The 16,027-nt window shown below is 69.1% G+C and carries 14 protein-coding genes and 1 tRNA gene; 7 read left to right on the top strand and 8 right to left on the bottom strand.

All coding sequences use genetic code 11. The features are described 5' to 3' along the window. Positions 1–8: 8 nt before the first annotated feature. On the top strand, positions 9–2,177 hold the full coding sequence (locus tag LC068_RS02405; RefSeq protein WP_226634231.1) for a ComEC/Rec2 family competence protein: 2,169 nt from the start codon (positions 9–11) through the stop codon (positions 2,175–2,177). On the opposite strand, the gene lexA is transcribed toward LC068_RS02405, so the two are convergent. The 4 genes from lexA to LC068_RS02385 all read right to left on the bottom strand — a co-directional run bounded on the left by lexA (position 2,168) and on the right by LC068_RS02385 (position 5,381). Further along, positions 2,168–2,860: a transcriptional repressor LexA gene (lexA, locus tag LC068_RS02400; RefSeq protein ID WP_209120582.1), complete on the bottom strand. Its 693-nt coding sequence runs from the start codon at positions 2,858–2,860 to the stop codon at positions 2,168–2,170. The two genes, LC068_RS02405 and lexA, sit on opposite strands and share 10 nt — an antisense overlap. A gap of 112 nt (positions 2,861–2,972) precedes the next feature. Further along, positions 2,973–3,761, bottom strand: coding sequence for an indole-3-glycerol phosphate synthase TrpC (gene trpC / locus LC068_RS02395; RefSeq protein ID WP_226634229.1), 789 nt, complete (start codon positions 3,759–3,761; stop codon positions 2,973–2,975). After that, positions 3,758–4,789 (bottom strand): anthranilate phosphoribosyltransferase, encoded by a 1,032-nt coding sequence (trpD, locus tag LC068_RS02390; protein WP_226634227.1) that lies wholly within the window; start codon positions 4,787–4,789, stop codon positions 3,758–3,760. Before trpD ends, trpC begins: the two co-directional genes overlap by 4 nt. Position 4,790: 1 nt before the next feature. After that, positions 4,791–5,381 carry an anthranilate synthase component II gene (locus LC068_RS02385; RefSeq protein WP_226634224.1) on the bottom strand — a complete coding sequence of 197 codons (591 nt, stop codon included), beginning with the start codon at positions 5,379–5,381 and terminating at the stop codon, positions 4,791–4,793. A 101-nt stretch (positions 5,382–5,482) separates the two neighbouring features. On the opposite strand from LC068_RS02385, the gene LC068_RS02380 reads away from it, so the two are divergent. Further along, positions 5,483–5,683, top strand: a complete 201-nt coding sequence (locus LC068_RS02380) for a hypothetical protein (protein WP_226634222.1) — start codon at positions 5,483–5,485, stop codon at positions 5,681–5,683. On the opposite strand, the gene trpE is transcribed toward LC068_RS02380, so the two are convergent. Beyond that, entirely contained in the window at positions 5,669–7,180 is a 1,512-nt protein-coding gene (gene trpE / locus LC068_RS02375; protein ID WP_226634220.1) for an anthranilate synthase component I, read from the bottom strand. The genes LC068_RS02380 and trpE overlap by 15 nt on opposite strands. Then, the gene (locus LC068_RS02370) at positions 7,177–9,066 is read right to left on the bottom strand and encodes a peptidylprolyl isomerase (protein WP_226634218.1); all 1,890 of its coding nucleotides are present in this window, start codon (positions 9,064–9,066) and stop codon (positions 7,177–7,179) included. Before LC068_RS02370 ends, trpE begins: the two co-directional genes overlap by 4 nt. A gap of 113 nt (positions 9,067–9,179) precedes the next feature. On the opposite strand from LC068_RS02370, the gene tpiA reads away from it, so the two are divergent. The 4 genes from tpiA (at position 9,180) to LC068_RS02350 (ending at position 13,409) form a co-directional block, all read left to right on the top strand. Beyond that, complete coding sequence (tpiA, locus tag LC068_RS02365; RefSeq protein WP_264182168.1) at positions 9,180–9,935, top strand: triose-phosphate isomerase; 756 nt, start codon at positions 9,180–9,182, stop codon at positions 9,933–9,935. 99 nt (positions 9,936–10,034) lie between these two features. Continuing rightward, the gene (gene secG, locus LC068_RS02360; protein WP_226634215.1) at positions 10,035–10,445 is read left to right on the top strand and encodes a preprotein translocase subunit SecG; all 411 of its coding nucleotides are present in this window, start codon (positions 10,035–10,037) and stop codon (positions 10,443–10,445) included. Positions 10,446–10,545: 100 nt separating this feature from the next. Continuing rightward, a complete protein-coding gene (locus LC068_RS02355; RefSeq protein WP_226634213.1) occupies positions 10,546–12,198 on the top strand; it encodes a CTP synthase in 1,653 nt (550 codons plus the stop codon). After that, complete coding sequence (locus LC068_RS02350) at positions 12,198–13,409, top strand: hypothetical protein (RefSeq protein ID WP_226634211.1); 1,212 nt, start codon at positions 12,198–12,200, stop codon at positions 13,407–13,409. The genes LC068_RS02355 and LC068_RS02350 overlap by 1 nt, the downstream gene beginning before the upstream one ends. A 12-nt stretch (positions 13,410–13,421) precedes the next feature. Here LC068_RS02350 and LC068_RS02345 read toward each other — a convergent pair. Further along, positions 13,422–13,506: transfer RNA gene (locus tag LC068_RS02345), tRNA-Leu, on the bottom strand. 48 nt (positions 13,507–13,554) lie between these two features. Next, complete coding sequence (locus LC068_RS02340; RefSeq protein WP_226634209.1) at positions 13,555–15,465, bottom strand: ABC-F family ATP-binding cassette domain-containing protein; 1,911 nt, start codon at positions 15,463–15,465, stop codon at positions 13,555–13,557. Positions 15,466–15,602: 137 nt separating this feature from the next. Here LC068_RS02340 and ndk point away from each other — a divergent pair, with 137 nt between their 5' ends. Continuing rightward, complete coding sequence (ndk, locus tag LC068_RS02335; protein WP_226634207.1) at positions 15,603–16,022, top strand: nucleoside-diphosphate kinase; 420 nt, start codon at positions 15,603–15,605, stop codon at positions 16,020–16,022. Positions 16,023–16,027: the final 5 nt, after the last annotated feature.

Below are 16,027 nucleotides of genomic sequence, written 5' to 3'. Positions count from 1 at the left end.
GGACGGGATTGGCCAAGGTTCAGGAAGAGGCCGCCCTTATACCCCCTGAGGGCCCGCTGCCCAGCCTGCCGTGGCGAATTGGCCGGCGGGCTGTGCAGGGCCTGCGCACGGCCGTCGATCGCCAGACAGATCGGTGGCGGTTGTGGGCGCCGGTGGCCTTCGGCGGGGGCTGCGGCCTCTATTTCGTCCTCAAGACCGAACCGCCGCTCTGGCCGCTGGTCCTCGCGGTTCTGATCAGTGCCGGCCTGTGGGGGGGCGCTCGCCATCAGGGGGTCGGGCGCGCGGTGACCGTGCCGCTGATGCTGCTGACGTGCCTTGCGGCCGGGGTGTCGGTGGCGAAGCTGAGGTCGGACAATGTCGCCGCACCCATCGCGCCTGCGACCGGCGATCCGGTCGTGGTCGAAGGCTGGGTTCTGGATGTCGACAGCCCCGGGGCCCGCGGGGCGCGCGTCATCCTTGCACCGGTCCGGGTGAGGGGGCTGGCGCCGGAAGAGACACCGATCCGGCTGCGCGTCACGGTGCGAGGCGAGGTGCCCCGGCCCGGCGATGCGGTCAGCGTGTTCGCCATCCTCAACCCGCCACCCGGTCCTGCGGCGCCAGGGGCCTATGACTTTGGTCGCACGGCCTGGTTCCAGAGCATGGGCGGCGTCGGTTTCGAGCTGGGTCACACCCGCTGGATCGACCTTCCGCCGCCGCCCTGGACACTCCGCCTGCGGATGGCGGTCAACCAGTTCCGCTACGGGCTGGCCGAGCGGCTGGTCGAGCGGCTGGGCCCGCGCGAGGGCGGGGTCGCGGCCGCCATGACCACCGGCCACGAGAGCTGGATCGCGCAGGAGACCTACGACACCATGCGGGACTCCGGCCTGATCCACATCCTGTCGATCTCGGGCCTGCACATGGCCATCGTCGGAGGCTTTGTCTTCTTCGCCGTTCGGTTCGGCATCGCGGCGATGCCCTGGCTGGTGCTGCGCGTGCCGGGCAAGAAGGTCGCGGCCTGGGCGGGCTGGACGGCCGTGATCGCCTATCTGGTCATATCGGGCGCGCCGCCGCCGGCCGAGCGTGCGGCCATCACCGCCTCGGTGGCCTTTCTCGCCATCATCCTTGATCGCCCCGCCATCAGCATGAACGCCCTGGCGGTGGCTGCCTTTGCCGTCCTGCTGCTTCAGCCCGAGGCGATCGTCACGCCCGGCTTCCAGATGTCGTTCGCGGCCACGGCGGCGCTCGTCGCCCTGGCCGAAAGCTGGCCGCGTCGTCCGCGCGAGATCCAGGTGCCCCTGCCGATCCTGATCGCCCAGCGCGCCGGCACCTGGGTCGGGCTGGCCATTCTGGCCAGCTTCGTTGCCGGGATGGCGACCAGCCCCTTTGCCATGCAGCATTTCAACCGGACGGCGGTCTACGGCCTGCCCGCCAATATGCTCAGCTCGCCGCTCGCCGACTTCGTCATGATGCCCATGCTGGCCCTCGGCGTCATGCTGCAGCCCTTCGGCCTAGGCGGGCCGTTCCTGACGGTGGCGGGGTGGGGGATCGAGGCGATCATGGCCATCGGCTCGTGGATTTCCGGCCTGCCCGGTGCCGTGATCCATACAGCCAGCGCGCCGGTGATCGCGCTTCCGGTCGCCTTCGTCGGCCTCCTGTTCATCTGCCTGTGGCGAGGGCGGCTGCGCTGGCTGGGTCTGCCACTGGCTGCGGCGGTAATGCTCTGGCCGCGTCCGCCCGCGCCCGACCTGTGGATCGCGGAGGCCGGCAGCAATGCTGCCCTCGTCACCGGTGATCAGGCCCTGATGATGCGGCGTGTCGGCACCTTTTCGCGAGACGTCTGGTCGGGGCGGCGCGGGCTGGAGGCGGTTGACCGGGAAAGTGACGGCTGGACCTGCGGGCGAACCCACTGCAGGCCCGACGTACCGGGACCGCTGGCCCTGTGGTGGGGTCGGCGCGCGCCGGACGACCAGCAGCTGGCCGACCTGTGCCGCTCGGCCGAGGTAGTCAGTGTGCGGGTTGAGCTGCCCGCCCTGCCGGACGCCTGCACCGGGCGTCTGGTACTGGACGGGCGTGACTATGCGACCGGCGGCAGCGTTGAGCTGTGGCGCACCGGGACAGGCTGGCGTGCCCTGTGGTCAACGACCGCGCGGGGCGACCGCCCATGGAACCGGCTGGGCGATCCGGATTATCAGGAATAGCGGCGGATCAACCCCACCAGACGGCCCTGCACCTTGACCTGGTCCGGGCCGAAGATGCGCGTCTCATAGGCCCGGTTGGCGGGCTCCAGTGCAATCGAGGCGCCCTTCTTGCGCAGGCGTTTCAGGGTGGCTTCCTCGTCCTCGACCAGGGCCACGACGATCTCGCCGCTGCTGGCGCTGTCGACCTGGCGGATGATGGCATAGTCGCCGTTCAGAATGCCCGCCTCGATCATCGAATCGCCTTCGATCTCGAGCAGATAGTGTTCGCCGGCGCCCAGCAGGGCCTCGGGCACCGCCATGCGGTCGCGCTCGTGCTGGATGGCCGCAATCGGCGTACCGGCGGCGATCTTGCCCAGCAGCGGCAGTTCGCGCGTGCCCGGCTCATTGGCATTGGCCGCAGGACGCCCGCCACCCTCGATGACGTCAGGCACGAACGGTCCGCGCGCCCGGGCCGGCTGGGCGGCCGCCTGATCGGGCAGTTTCACGACCTCGAGCGCCCGCGCCCGGTGCGCCAGACGGCGGATGAAGCCGCGCTCTTCCAGCGCCGTGATCAGCCGGTGAATGCCGGACTTGGACGCCAGATCCAGCGCCGCCTTCATCTCGTCGAACGACGGAGAGACCCCGGTCTCGCGGATACGCTCGTGAATGAACATGAGCAGTTCGTGCTGTTTGCGCGTGAGCATGGAGACCTCTGACCCGAATCTGTTCCGCCTGTGGACAATAGCGGAACACACCGCGAACGTCCATGCTGTGTTCGTGAGGTGTTCTGGTTAAGGAGCGGTTAGCGGCGAGGGCTCATCCCATCAACGCCCTTGTCGCCGCCTCGACATCCGCCTGCCGCATCAGGCTTTCGCCCACCAGCAGGGCGTCGGCGCCGGCGCGGGTGACGGTGGCTACGTCCCCGGGTGTGAACAGGCCGCTTTCGGCGACCAGGGTAGCCCCTTCAGGGGCCAAGGGCGCCAGCCGGGCGAAGGTGGCGATGTCGACCTCGAAGGTGCGCAGCGACCGGTTGTTCACCCCGATCAGGTCGCCGCCCAGCCGGGCCGCGCGGGCCATTTCGGCCTCGTCATGGGTCTCGACCAGGGCGTCCATGCCGAAGCGACGGGCCTCGGCCAGCAGGTCCGCGGCGAGGGCGTCGTCGACCATGTCCATGATGATCAGGATGCAGTCGGCGCCCAGGGCCCGGCTCTCGGCCACCTGCCAGGGGTCGACAAGGAAGTCCTTCCGCAGGCAGGGCAGGCGGACCGCGTCCCGGGCGGCCACCAGATAGGCGTCGTCGCCCTGAAAGCTGGGCCCGTCGGTCAGCACCGACAGACAGTCCGCCCCGCCGCGTTCATAGGCGCGGGCGAGAGCGGGGGGATCGAAGTCTTCGCGGATCAGGCCCTTCGACGGGCTGGCCTTCTTGATCTCGGCGATCAGGCCGGGGCGGCCGGTGGCCCGGCGGGCCAGAAGGGCAGCCTTGAACCCTCGCGGGGCAGGGGCCCCGGCGGCGCGTGCCTCGACCTCGGCCCGCGACAGGGCGGCCTTTCGCGCGGCGACGTCCTCGCGCTTGTAGGCGGCGATCCGGTCCAGCACGTCGCTCATGCGTCCGGCTCCGGCCGGGTGTGGCTGATGGCGGACAGGCGGGTCAGGGCCAGCCGGGCTGCGCCCTCGTCAATGGCCCGGGCCGCCAGGGCCACGCCCTCGGTCAGGGTTCCGGCCCTGTCCGCGACGACGAGCGCCGCGGCGGCATTCAGCAGCACAATGTCGCGATAGGCCCCCGGCGTACCGTCCAGAAGGTCGGACAGGGCCTTGGCATTGGCCTCGGCATCGCCGCCGACCAGCGCCTCGGGATCGGCGCGGGACAGGCCGGCGTCCTCGGGCGTGATGGTGAACCGGCGGACCTTGCCCTCGTGCCATTCCGCCACCTCGGTCGGGCCGGTGGTTGTCAGTTCGTCCAGCCCCTCGCCGTGGACGGTCCAGGCGCGCTCGGCCCCCAGACGCCCCAGCACCTCGGCCAGCGGCTCCAGCAGGGCGGGGTCATAGACGCCCATCACCTGACGCTTCGCGCCTGCCGGATTTGACAGCGGTCCCAGCAGGTTGAAGACGGTCCGGAAGCCGATCTCGGAACGGATCGGCCCCACGTGGCGCATGGCGCCATGATACGCGGGCGCGAACAGGAAGCAGATGCCGGCCTGATCCAGCGCGCGCCGCTGGATCTCGGGCGGCGCCATCAGATCGACGCCCAGCGCCGCCAGCACATCGGACGAGCCGGACTTTGAACTCAGCGCCCGGTTGCCGTGCTTGGCGACCTTCAGCCCGGCGCCGGCCAGCACCAGAGCGGCGGCGGTCGAGACATTCCAGGTGTGGCGTCCGTCCCCGCCCGTACCACAGGTGTCGATCACCGGATAGGGCACGGGGAAGGGCGTCGCCGCCTCGCGCATGGCGGTGGCAAAGGCCGCGATCTCCTCGACCGTCTCGCCGCGCATGCGAAGCGCGGTGACGGCGGCGGCGACCTGGGCGGGGGTCGGCTCGCCCCGAAGGCAGGCGGCGAAGAAGGCCTGGGCGTCCGGCCCGGCCAGCGGTCGCCCCTCGATCAGCCGGGCCAGCAGCCCCTTGAACCCGTCTGACATCTCAGGCCGCCTGTTTGCGGCGCACGCCCGCGAGGTCGAGGAAGTTGGCCAGCATGGCATGGCCGTGTTCGGTGGCGATCGACTCGGGGTGGAATTGCACGCCGTGGATCGGGCGGCTGACGTGGCTCAGACCCATGATCTCGCCGTCCTCGGTCCAGGCCGTGACGGTCAGCACATCGGGCAGGCTCTCGCGGCGCACGGCCAGCGAGTGATAGCGCGTGGCCGTGAACGGTGACGGCAGGCCGGCAAACAGGGTCTGGCCCTCATGGTGGATGGGCGAGGTCTTGCCATGCATCAGTGCCTTGGCCCGGATGACCTCGCCGCCGAAGATCTGGCCGATGGCCTGATGGCCCAGACAGACGCCGAGGATCGGCAGGGTCGCGGGCGCCTGCTCGATCAGCGACAGACAGATGCCCGCCTCATTGGGCGAGCACGGGCCGGGCGACAGCAGCACGGCCTCCGCCCCGGCCGACAGGGCCTGATCGACGGTCAGCTCGTCATTGCGCACCACGCGCGTCTCCACGCCCAGCTCGGCCAGATAGTGGACGAGGTTCCAGGTGAAGCTGTCGTAGTTGTCGATGACGAGGATCATGAGCGGCTTCTAGAATGCCGTTGCGCCTGCGCCAAGCGGTGGAGCGTAAACCCCGCGTTAACCCAATCAGACTGGTCTGGGCCTCTGAGGGAGGCCGGACCATGGACATCGCACCCAAGCTCGCAGAAGCGCGCCGCCTGCTGGACGGGCAGGGCACGGCCGCGCCGCGCAAACAGGCCGTCGGCGCGTTGGCCGCCATGACCCTGCTGGCGGCGGCCGCCGTCCTGATGGCCGGGGCCGTGGTGCTGGGCCCGGGCGTTCAAGTCGAGGACCCGGCCGCGACGGCCTCAGTCATTTCCTGACACGAATCTCCAGGCGTCCGCGGCGGCCCGCATGGGCGCGCGCGCCTTGGCCAGGGTCTCGGCATATTCGGCGGCCGGATCGCTGTCGGCCACCACGCCCGCGCCGGCCTGCACATGGATCTGCCCGGGGGTGAACAGGGCGGTGCGCAGCACGATGCAGATGTCGGCCTGGCCGTCTGCCGAAATGTAGCCGACGCCGCCGCCATAGCCGATGCCGCGCTTTTCGGTCTCGAGTTCGTCGATGATCTCCATGGCCCGCACCTTGGGCGCGCCTGACAGGGTGCCGGCGGGCAGGGCAGCCAGCAGGGTGTCGACGGCGTCCAGCTTCGGATCGGCCGCGCCGGTCACGTTCGAGACGATGTGCATGACCTGGCTGTAGCGTTCGACGACGAAGCTCTCGGTCACGGTCACACTGCCCGGGCGGCTGACGCGGCCCACGTCATTGCGGCCCAGATCCAGCAGCATCAGGTGCTCGGCCCGCTCCTTCGGGTCGGCCAGCAGTTCGGCCTCAAGGCGCTTGTCCTCGACCTCGTCCGCGCCGCGCGGGCGGGTGCCGGCCAGCGGGCGGATGGTGACGCCGCCGTCCTTCAGCCGGACCAGAATCTCGGGGCTGGAGCCTGCCATCTGGAAGCCGCCGAAGTTCAGATAGAACAGATAGGGCGAGGGGTTCTGGCGCCGCAGCGAGCGGTAGAAGGCGAACGGATCGCGCGTCCATTCGGCGGACAGCCGGTGGCTGAGCACCACCTGAAAGATGTCCCCCGCCTCGATATAGCGTTTGGCCCGGTCGACCATGCCGTCAAAGGCCGGGCCGTCGACGCGGGTGCGGAACTCGGGCGCGGGGCGGGGCTCGGCGCGCGGACGCGGCAGGCCCTGGTCGAGGCGCGCCTCAAAGTCATCCAGCCGGGCGATGGCCTGCGACAGGGCCTGATCCGCCGGGGTCGTCCCGTCGGGATAGGCTGCGGCGACCAGCACGATCTCGTGGCTGACGGAATCGAAGATGGCGACCAGCGAGGGCCGGGCCAGCACGGCGTCGGGCAGGTCCAGGGGATCGGGATTGGCCTCGCCCAGCGGCTCCAGCAGCCGCACCATGTCATAGCCGAACGCCCCGAACAGGCCGGCGGCCATGGGCGGCAAGTCGGCAGGCAGGTCGAACCGGCTGGCCGCCATCAGGCGTCGCAGTGAGACAAGCGCGCCGTCAGGCTCGTGCACGAACCGCTCCGAGGGGATGTCGGACCCGCGCGACAGGGCGGCCTGTCCGTCGCGGCAGCGCCAGACGACGTCGGGGTCGAGCGTCAGGATCGAATAGCGACCCTTGACCGCCCCGCCTTCGACCGACTCGAGCAGGAAGGCGTAGGGCCGCCCCTGACCGACTTTCAGATAGGCCGAGACCGGGGTCTCCAGGTCGTCGATCCGGCGACGGACGACGACCTGGGGCGTACCGGCATTCCAGGCCCGGGCAAATGCGTCGGCGTCGACCGGCGCGCGTTCGTCGATCATTGAGCTCCGGCCGGGGCAGGGGCTTCCTCGGGCAGGCCCAGGGCCTGACGCGCGGCGCCGACATCATAGCTGGCCTTGGCGCGGGCCTGTGTCCAGCCGATGGCGCTTTCGCCCATACCGCTGACCACGTCCTGGGTGACCCGCGGACGAACCCTTTCGGCGATCGGCGCGACCATGGCCGGATCCGAGGCACGAACGTCGTCCACGACGCCGACAGCGAAGGCCGTCTGGCTTTGCGGCTGGACGAACACCTGGCCCTTGGCCTGACCGAACAGACCCTGGGCGACGCCCTGGCCGATGGCCTCGACGGTTTCCTGATCCTGCAGGGCGCCCTCGCGCGACATCAGCGTGGCGCCGACCGAACGGGCGACCTCGGCAATATCCTCGCCGGCGCGGACGCGGGCGGCCAGTTCCTCGGCCTTGGCGCTCAGCAGGCGGCTGTTCTCGCGGGCCGTCCATTCGCGCACCAGAATGTCACGCACCTCGTCGAGCGCAGGCATGGAGGCGGGACGGATCTTGTCGACGCGCAGGACGAAATACTGGCCCTGACCGGCATCGATCACGTCGCTGATGCCACCCTCGGGCAGGCGCCAGGCCGTCTCGAAGATCTGCGGCGGGGCATTGATCTGGCTGCCGTCGGCGCGGAAGCCCTGCTCGTTGAAAGCCGGCAGGGTGAGGATGCGGGCGCCGACTTCCTCGACGGCCTCTTCCATCGACTTGCCGCTGTTGCGGGCGGTTTCATAGCGGCTGACGCGGTCGAATTCGGCGCCCTTTTCGGCCTCGGCCTGAAGCTCCTGCACGATGGCTTCGCGCACGCCGTCCAGCGTGGCGGCTTCGCCCGGCTGGATGCCGGTCACCTGCACCACGGCAAAGCCGACGCGGCCCTGAACCGGGCCCGACACGCCGGGCTGGGACATGCCGAACACCGCCTCGGCCACGGCCGGATCGGGCACGGCGCTGCGCGGGGTTTCCGAATAGGGGGTGGCTTCGACGCCGGGGTTCTCGCCGGCCTTCAGGGCTGCGGAAATACGCTGGGCCGCTTCGGCATTGGCCGCCGGATAGACCGAGAAGGTGCGACGCTCGGGGATCGACAGGGCATCCTTGCGGAATTCGAACCGCTCCTGGATGGCCTCTTCGCTGATCTCGGGGGCCTGTCCCGGAGGGCTGTCGAACAGCACGATCGAGGCGATGCGCGTTTCCGGGCGGCGCAGCTGGTCGGCGTTCTCGGCCATGAAGGCATTCAGCTGTTCGTCGGTCGGGGCGGGCGCGCTGCCGGCCATGGCCTGGGTCACAGCGAACCAGCGACCGTCGCGGCGCTCGAGCGCGCCGTTGGCAATCACGGCGCCATAGATGCGCGGCACGCGGGCGGCGGCATACAGCGAGGCACCGAAGTGGTTCTGGGCATATTCATTGCGCAGATTGCCTTCCAGCTGAGCCGGGGTCAGGCCTTCGCCCTGCAGGACGGTCTTGTAGGACTCTTCGTCGAACTGGCCGGTGATCTGGTTGAAGAAGGCGGGGATCTGACGGATCTGCTGAAGGATCAGTTCCTTGCCCGGGCGGATTCCCACGCGGTGGGCCCAGCTCTGGAACGACAGCTCCTGAACCTTCCCTTCCAGATAGCGGATGTGGATGTTCTGGTTGACCAGATCCTCGGCCGTCACGGGCTGGCCGGTCTGCTCCCGGTAGTTCTCGGCGATCTTGTCGAAGTCGACCCGGAACTCCTGCTGGCTCAGGCTGCGGTCACCGGCCTTCACCACATGGCGCGGCCCGAGCGAGGCGAAGATGTCCGCCTGACTGCCGCCCAGCACCATGAAGCTGAGGATGATCAGCCCCACCAGGCCAATGGCCCACGGCGACTTGGCGAAATTGCGGAAGTGGCTGATCATGACAAACCTTGAGCAGTGCGCAGGTACCCACGACGGGCTTTATCGGCGTATAGGGGCACCAGCCCCCTTGCGGCAAGACGCTGGCTTGGCGCATCCGTCATCTGCATCGAAAACTGACCGTGGGAACGCCCGTGAAACTGATCGTCGGCAACTGGAAAATGAACGGCCTGACCCCGGCCCTCGAGGAAGCCGAGGCCCTGGCCCAGATGATCGAGGCCGAGCCGGTCAAGGCGCGTGTCGGCCTTTGCCCTCCGGCGACCCTGATCGCCCCGATGGCATGGAAGATGCGCGGCAGCGCCGTCGAACTGGGCGGACAGGACTGCCACGACAAGGACTCCGGCGCCTTCACGGGCTCCGTCTCGGCGCCCATGCTGGCCGATGCCGGGGCAAGGCTGGTGATTCTGGGGCATTCGGAACGGCGCGAGGGCTTTGGCGAAACGGATGCCGTTGTGGCCGACAAGGTCGAGGCCGCCCTGCGCGCCGGACTGGAGCCGATCATCTGTGTGGGTGAGTCGCTGGAAACGCGCGAGGCGGGCGACGCCGTGGCCTTCGTCACCGGTCAGGTGCGGGCCTCGCTGCCGGACAGCCTGAAGGACAAGGCCTTTGCCGTGGCCTACGAGCCCATCTGGGCGATCGGCACCGGCCTCACCCCCACCCTGGAGCAGATCGGCGAGGTCCATGCCGCCATTCGCGCGGCCCTGATCGAGCGACTGGGCGAGGGTGGCCGTCAGGCCCCGATCCTGTACGGCGGCTCCATGAAGCCGGACAATGCCGCCGAGATTCTGGCGGTAGCCGACGTCGGGGGTGGTCTGGTGGGCGGCGCCTCGCTGAAGGCGGCCGACTTCATCCGGATTCTCAAGGCGGCCTGAGGGCTTTCGAGCGGTCTGATCGGGTTTGCGCCCTCCGGACAAGAATGATAGAGCCCGCCGCTTGATCGGCGCAGCCTCGCGCCACACATAGATGCGGCCATGCTCCAGACAATTCTCCTCGTCGCCATCATCATCGTCTCGCTCGCCATGACGGCGCTGGTCTTGCTCCAGCGCTCCGAAGGCGGTGCGCTCGGAATGGGAGGCGGGCCGTCGGGCTTCATGACGGCGCGCGGCGCGGGCAATCTGCTGACCAAGTCGACCTGGATCGCGGCTGCCCTGTTCTTCCTGCTCGCCGTCGGCCTGACGGTGGCGGGCAACGTCTCGCGCGGTGCCAGTTCGGTGGTGGACGCCGATGCCGTGGGCGCCCTGGTGCAGCCGACCCCGACCGAGACCGAGGGTGTGGACGCTCAGCCTGCCGCTCCGCCGACCGCCGTGCCCGGCCAGGCTCCGGCCGCCCCGACGCTGGACGATCTCGACGCCGAAGCCGTTTCGGAACCCGCCGCCCAATAGGGCCTGACCGCCAACCTGTACCCCGGCTTTCAACAGGCGTTTGTCCTCGCGAGAGGATCGCCCCTGTGCGCGCCGCGAATCGACGCTAAGGTGACCCCCCATGGCCCGTTATGTGTTCATCACTGGCGGCGTGGTTTCCTCATTGGGAAAAGGCCTCGCCTCCGCCGCTCTCGGCGCGCTTCTGCAGGCGCGTGGCTACAGCGTCCGGCTGCGCAAGCTTGACCCCTATCTGAACGTCGACCCGGGCACGATGAGCCCGTACCAGCACGGCGAGGTGTTCGTCACCGATGACGGCGCCGAGACCGACCTCGACCTCGGCCACTATGAGCGCTTCACCGGGGTGTCGGCGGCCAAGTCCGACAACATCACCACCGGCCGCATCTATTCGACCATCCTCGAGAAGGAGCGGCGCGGCGATTATCTGGGCGCGACGGTGCAGGTCATTCCGCACGTCACCGACCAGATCAAGCAGTTCTGCCTGACCCCCGCCCTGACCGACGAGGGCAAGGAGGTCGACTTCGTGCTCGTCGAGATCGGCGGGACCGTCGGCGACATCGAGGGCCTGCCGTTCTTCGAGGCGATCCGCCAGCTGGGTCAGGACCTGCCGCGCGGCCAGTCGTGTTTCGTGCACCTGACCCTGCTGCCCTTCATCAAGACTGCCGGCGAGATGAAGACCAAGCCGACCCAGCACTCGGTGAAGGAACTGCGCTCGATCGGCATCCAGCCCGACATCCTGCTGTGCCGCAGCGAATATCCCATCCCGGCCGACGAGAAGCGCAAGATCGGCCAGTTCTGCAATGTGCGCCCGTCAGGCGTCATCCAGGCGATGGACTCGGCCGACATCTATGCCGTGCCGCTGGACTACCACCGCGAGGGGCTGGACGCCGAGGTTCTGGCCCACTTCGGGATCGACGACGCGCCCGCCCCCGATCTCACCGGCTGGGAAGAGATCGTCCGTCGCCGCCTTCAGCCCGATGGCGAGGTCACGGTCGCCGTGGTCGGCAAGTATACCGTCCTCAAGGACGCCTATAAGTCGCTGATCGAAGCCCTGCATCACGGGGGCGTGGCCAACAACGTGAAGGTCAACATCGACTGGGTCGAGGCCGAGACCTTCGAGGGCGACCGCGAGGCCTGCGACGCCCGCCTGCAGGGCGCCCATGCCATCTTGGTGCCCGGCGGCTTCGGCGCGCGCGGGGCCGAGGGCAAGATCCAGGCGGCCCGCTTCGCCCGCGAGCGCAACATTCCCTATTTCGGCATCTGCTTCGGCATGCAGATGGCGGTGATCGAGGCCGCGCGGCATCTGGCCGGCTTCCCCGACGCCTCCTCGACCGAGTTTGGCCCGGCGGACGAGCCGGTGGTCGGCCTGATGACCGAATGGACCGTGGGCAACCAGCGGGTCCTGCGCCAGGCCGACGGCGACCTCGGCGGCACCATGCGGCTGGGGGCCTATGACTCGACCCTGAAGGCCGGCTCGCGCATCGCCGACATCTACGGCACGACCGACATCAGCGAGCGGCACCGCCACCGCTATGAGGTCAACATCAATTACCGCGAGGCGATCGAGGACAAGGCGGGGCTGATCTTCTCGGGCCTGTCGCCCGACGGTGTCCTGCCCGAGACGGTCGAGCGCACCGACCACCCGTGGTTCATCGGGGTGCAGTACCATCCGGAGCTCAAGAGCCGGCCGTTCGCGCCGCATCCGCTGTTTGCCAGCTTCATTGAGGCTGCGGTGGTGCAAAGCCGGCTGGTCTGATGGGACCGGCCGACTATGCCCTGATCGGCGTCGGCTTGGTCGCTGCGGCGGCCCTGTTTCACCCCAGACTGCTCAGGTCGGGTCGCTGGCGCGCGACGGTCACACCGCTGGCCTCGATCATCGGCTCGGGCTTTCTGGTCGCCGGGCCGGTGCTGGCCTCACTGGCCGGGCATCTGGCCATTGCCGCCATGCTGGCCCTGTGCGCGGCCGGCTATCTGTTCGGCTCGGCCATCCGGCACAACATTGGCCACGTCGAGCCCGAACTGGACAAGCCCGGATCGCGGGCCATCAAGGGGCTGGAGCGTGCGTCAGAGCTGACGCTGGCGCTCGCCTACTTCGTCTCGGTCGCCTACTACCTGCACCTGTTCGCCGCCTTTGGCCTGCGGCTGGGTGAGGTCACCGACCCGGTCTGGATCCGCGCGGCGGCCACGGTGGTGATCGCCTCGGTCGGCCTGATCGGCGGCCTGTTCGGACTGAACGGGCTGGAGCGGCTGGCGAGCAGCGCGGTGGCCCTGAAGCTGGCCGTCATTCTGGGTCTGTTCGGTGCGCTTGCGGTGGCGGCCTGGCTGGCGATCCAGGGCGGCACCTTCGCCTGGTCGGCCCCGGTGCCCGACGCCGGGCTGCAGGACCTGCGCGTCCTGCTGGGGCTGGTCATCCTCGTGCAGGGCTTTGAGACCTCGCGCTTCCTCGGTGCGGCCTATGATGGCCCCATGCGCATCCGCACCATGCGCCATGCCCAGTGGATCGCCACGGCCATCTATCTGGTCTTCTTCCTGCTGATCACCAGCCACTTCACCGGCAGCGAAAGCCAGGGCGCGGGCGAGACGGCGATCATCGACATCCTCCGGCCGGTCGGCATGCTCATCGCCCCGGCCATCATCCTGGCGGCGCTGGCGTCCCAGCTGTCGGCGGCAGTCGCCGACATGAACGGGGCGGGCGGCCTGCTGCACGAGGTCTCGGGCCACCGCGTGCGGGTGCGCTGGGGCAATGTGGTGACGGCCGCGGCGGCCATCGCCATCGTCTGGACCTCGGACATCTACGAGATCATCACCTGGGCCTCGCGGGCCTTCGTGCTCTACTACGCGCTGCAGTCGGTGCAGGCGGCCTGGTCGGCCTGGCGCCTCGGCAAGAGGGGCAGGGCCGCCCTCTATGCGGGCGCCATCGCTCTGGCCGTCATCGTGCTGGTCTTTGCGGTCCCGGCCCAAGCCTGAGCCCGCCGGACCTGGTGCGGATGAGAGGACTCGAACCTCCACGCCTCGCGGCGCTGGAACCTAAATCCAGTGCGTCTACCAGTTCCGCCACATCCGCCAGGTTCTGGCGTGGCCTTAGACCATTTCGGCGCGGGGAGGGAAGGGGTCAGCCGGCCTCGACGGCGGCCAGGGTTTCCTCGGCGGCCAGCCAGGCGGCCTCGGCCTCGTCCAGCGCGGTCTGGGCCTTGACCCGGGCGCGAGTCAGGCCTTCCAGCTTCGACGGATCGTTGACCGAGGCCTCGGCCAGGTCGTCGTCGATGCGGGCCAGCTGATCGGTCAGGCGCGCCATCTCGGCCTCGGCCTTCTTCGCCGCATGGCGCAGGGTCGAGGGTGAGGGGGTCTTGTCCTTGCTCCCGCCCGATTTGCTCGCGGCGGGCGAGGGCTGGAGGGCAGGCGTCGCCGCGGGCGCCGGTTCCGGCTCGGCCTTGAGCTGGGCAGGCTTGGACCCCTGCTTCGCCCGCTCCAGCACGAAGGCGGCATAGGCGTCCATGTCGCCCTCGAAGGGCTTCACCGTGCCGTCGGCGGCCAGCCACAGCCGGTCGGCCACCAGCTCCATCAGCGAGCGGTCGTGGGTGATCAGGATGACGGCGCCCGTATATTCGTTCAGCGCATCCAGCAGGGCCCGCCGGCTGTCGATGTCGAGGTGGTTGGTCGGCTCGTCGAGGATCAGGATGTGGGGCGCGTCCATGGCCACCATGTTCAGCAGCAGCCGTGCGCGTTCGCCGCCCGACAGGGCATCGACGCGGGTCTCCTGCTTCTCGAACGGCAGGCCGAACTGGGCCAGACGCGAGCGGCGGCTGGATTCGGAGGCGTCCGGCATGGCCCGGCGGATGATCTCCAGCGGGGTGTCGGTCGGGTCCATGGCCTCGATCTGGTGCTGGTGGAACCAGCCCACCCGCATCTTGCCGTCGCGGTGGAACTCCCCGGCCTGGATGGTCAGGGCCTTGGCGATCAGCTTGGCAAAGGTCGACTTGCCCGCCCCGTTGACGCCCAGCAGGCCGATGCGGTCGTCCAGGTCCATCCGCAGGTTGAGGTTCCGCAGGATCGGCTTGCCCGGCTCATAGCCGACCGAGGCCTTTTCCAGACGGATGAGCGGCGGCGGCAGGGGGCGCGGCGGCGACGGCAGGACGAAGGGCGCGACCCGGTCCTCGGGCGGCAGTTCGATGCGCTGCATCTTCTCCAGCTTCTTGACCCGCGACTGGGCCTGCGCGGCCTTGGAGGCCTTGGCCTTGAAGCGGTCGACGAAGGACTGCAGGTGGGCGCGCTCGGCGTCCTGTTTGGCCCGGGTGGCGGCCATCAGGCGAAGCTTCTCGGACCGGGTCTTTTCGAAGGTGTCGTAGTTGCCGGTGTAGAGGTCCAGCTTGTGGTTCGACAGGTGCAGGATGTGGGTGCAGACCGCGTTCAGCATCTCGCGGTCGTGGCTGATGATCAGGGCCGTGGCCGGATACTTCTTCAGCCGGGCTTCCAGCCACAGCGCGCCTTCAAGGTCGAGGTAGTTGGTCGGCTCGTCCAGCAGCAGCATGTCGGGCTCGGCGAACAGGGCGGCGGCCAGCGCCACCCGCATCCGCCAGCCGCCCGAGAAGTGCGACATCGGCCGGTGCAGCTCTTCCTGGCTGAAGCCCAGACCGACCAGAATTTCCGAGGCGCGCGCCGGGGCGCTGTCGGCGTCGATCTCGATCAGCCGGGCCCAGATCTCCCCCATCTCCTCGGGCTCGGCCGTCTCCAGCCGGGTCATCAGGGCGTGACGCTCCTCGTCGGCCTCCAGGATGGTGTCCAACACGCTGACGGGTGTGGCTGGGTGCTCCTGGTCGACCGAGCCGATGCGGGCGGTCTTCGGGAGGGAGACCTCGTCACCGTTGCCGGCCAGCTCGCCGAGGATGATCTTGAACAGGGTCGACTTGCCGATACCGTTCCGGCCCACGAGGCCGACCTTGGCCCCGGGCGGCAGGGAGACGGAGGCGTCGTCGAGGAACCGGCGGCCCCAGGCGTTGAAGGTCAGATTGGTGATTTGAAGCATGGGGAGGAGGAATATCGCAAAAGGCAGACGGGCACCGGATGCGCCTGACGGCGACCGGCATCACGGGGGTGGTTGGAAAGGCGCGGGCGCCCCGCTATAAGCCCGCGACCCGAAACCCCCAAACGAAGACTGACCCCATGACCGAACGCACCTTCTCGATCATCAAGCCCGACGCGACGCGCCGCAACCTGACGGGCGCCATCAACGCCGTGATCGAGGGCGCCGGCCTGCGCATCGTCGGCCAGCGCCGTGTGAAGCTGACCGAAGCGCAAGCGAAGAAATTCTACGAAGTCCACGCCGAGCGCCCCTTCTACGGTGAGCTGGTCGGCCAGATGACCGCCGAGCCCGTCGTCGTCCAGGTGCTGGAAGGCGAGAACGCCGTGGCCCGCTACCGCGAAGTCATGGGTGCCACCAACCCGGAACAGGCCGCCGAGGGCACCATCCGCAAGCAGTTCGCCCTGTCGATCGGTGAAAACTCGGTCCACGGCTCGGACTCGATCGAAAACGCCGGCATCGAAATCGCCCAGTTCTTCACCGACGACCAGATCGTCGGCTAAGGCTG

The sequence above is a fragment of the Brevundimonas poindexterae genome (genome assembly GCF_020524625.1).
Classification (GTDB): domain Bacteria; phylum Pseudomonadota; class Alphaproteobacteria; order Caulobacterales; family Caulobacteraceae; genus Brevundimonas; species Brevundimonas poindexterae_A.
The sequence above is the reverse complement of the archived record's forward strand: the minus strand, read 5'-3'. Positions and strand labels throughout refer to the sequence as shown.

Excerpts from the sequence above, each read along its gene's own strand:
- LC068_RS02370 (WP_226634218.1), bottom strand. The coding sequence starts at position 9,066 with ATGATCAGCCACTTCCGCAATTTCGCCAAGTCGCCGTGGGCCATTGGC.
- LC068_RS02385 (WP_226634224.1), bottom strand. The coding sequence starts at position 5,381 with ATGATCCTCGTCATCGACAACTACGACAGCTTCACCTGGAACCTCGTC.
- LC068_RS02340 (WP_226634209.1), bottom strand. The coding sequence starts at position 15,465 with ATGCTTCAAATCACCAATCTGACCTTCAACGCCTGGGGCCGCCGGTTC.
- LC068_RS02350 (WP_226634211.1), top strand. The coding sequence starts at position 12,198 with ATGGGACCGGCCGACTATGCCCTGATCGGCGTCGGCTTGGTCGCTGCG.
- trpE (WP_226634220.1), bottom strand. The coding sequence starts at position 7,180 with ATGATCGACGAACGCGCGCCGGTCGACGCCGACGCATTTGCCCGGGCC.
- trpC (WP_226634229.1), bottom strand. The coding sequence starts at position 3,761 with ATGAGCGACGTGCTGGACCGGATCGCCGCCTACAAGCGCGAGGACGTC.
- LC068_RS02355 (WP_226634213.1), top strand. The coding sequence starts at position 10,546 with ATGGCCCGTTATGTGTTCATCACTGGCGGCGTGGTTTCCTCATTGGGA.
- ndk (WP_226634207.1), top strand. The coding sequence starts at position 15,603 with ATGACCGAACGCACCTTCTCGATCATCAAGCCCGACGCGACGCGCCGC.
- lexA (WP_209120582.1), bottom strand. The coding sequence starts at position 2,860 with ATGCTCACGCGCAAACAGCACGAACTGCTCATGTTCATTCACGAGCGT.
- trpD (WP_226634227.1), bottom strand. The coding sequence starts at position 4,789 with ATGTCAGACGGGTTCAAGGGGCTGCTGGCCCGGCTGATCGAGGGGCGA.
- LC068_RS02380 (WP_226634222.1), top strand. The coding sequence starts at position 5,483 with ATGGACATCGCACCCAAGCTCGCAGAAGCGCGCCGCCTGCTGGACGGG.
- secG (WP_226634215.1), top strand. The coding sequence starts at position 10,035 with ATGCTCCAGACAATTCTCCTCGTCGCCATCATCATCGTCTCGCTCGCC.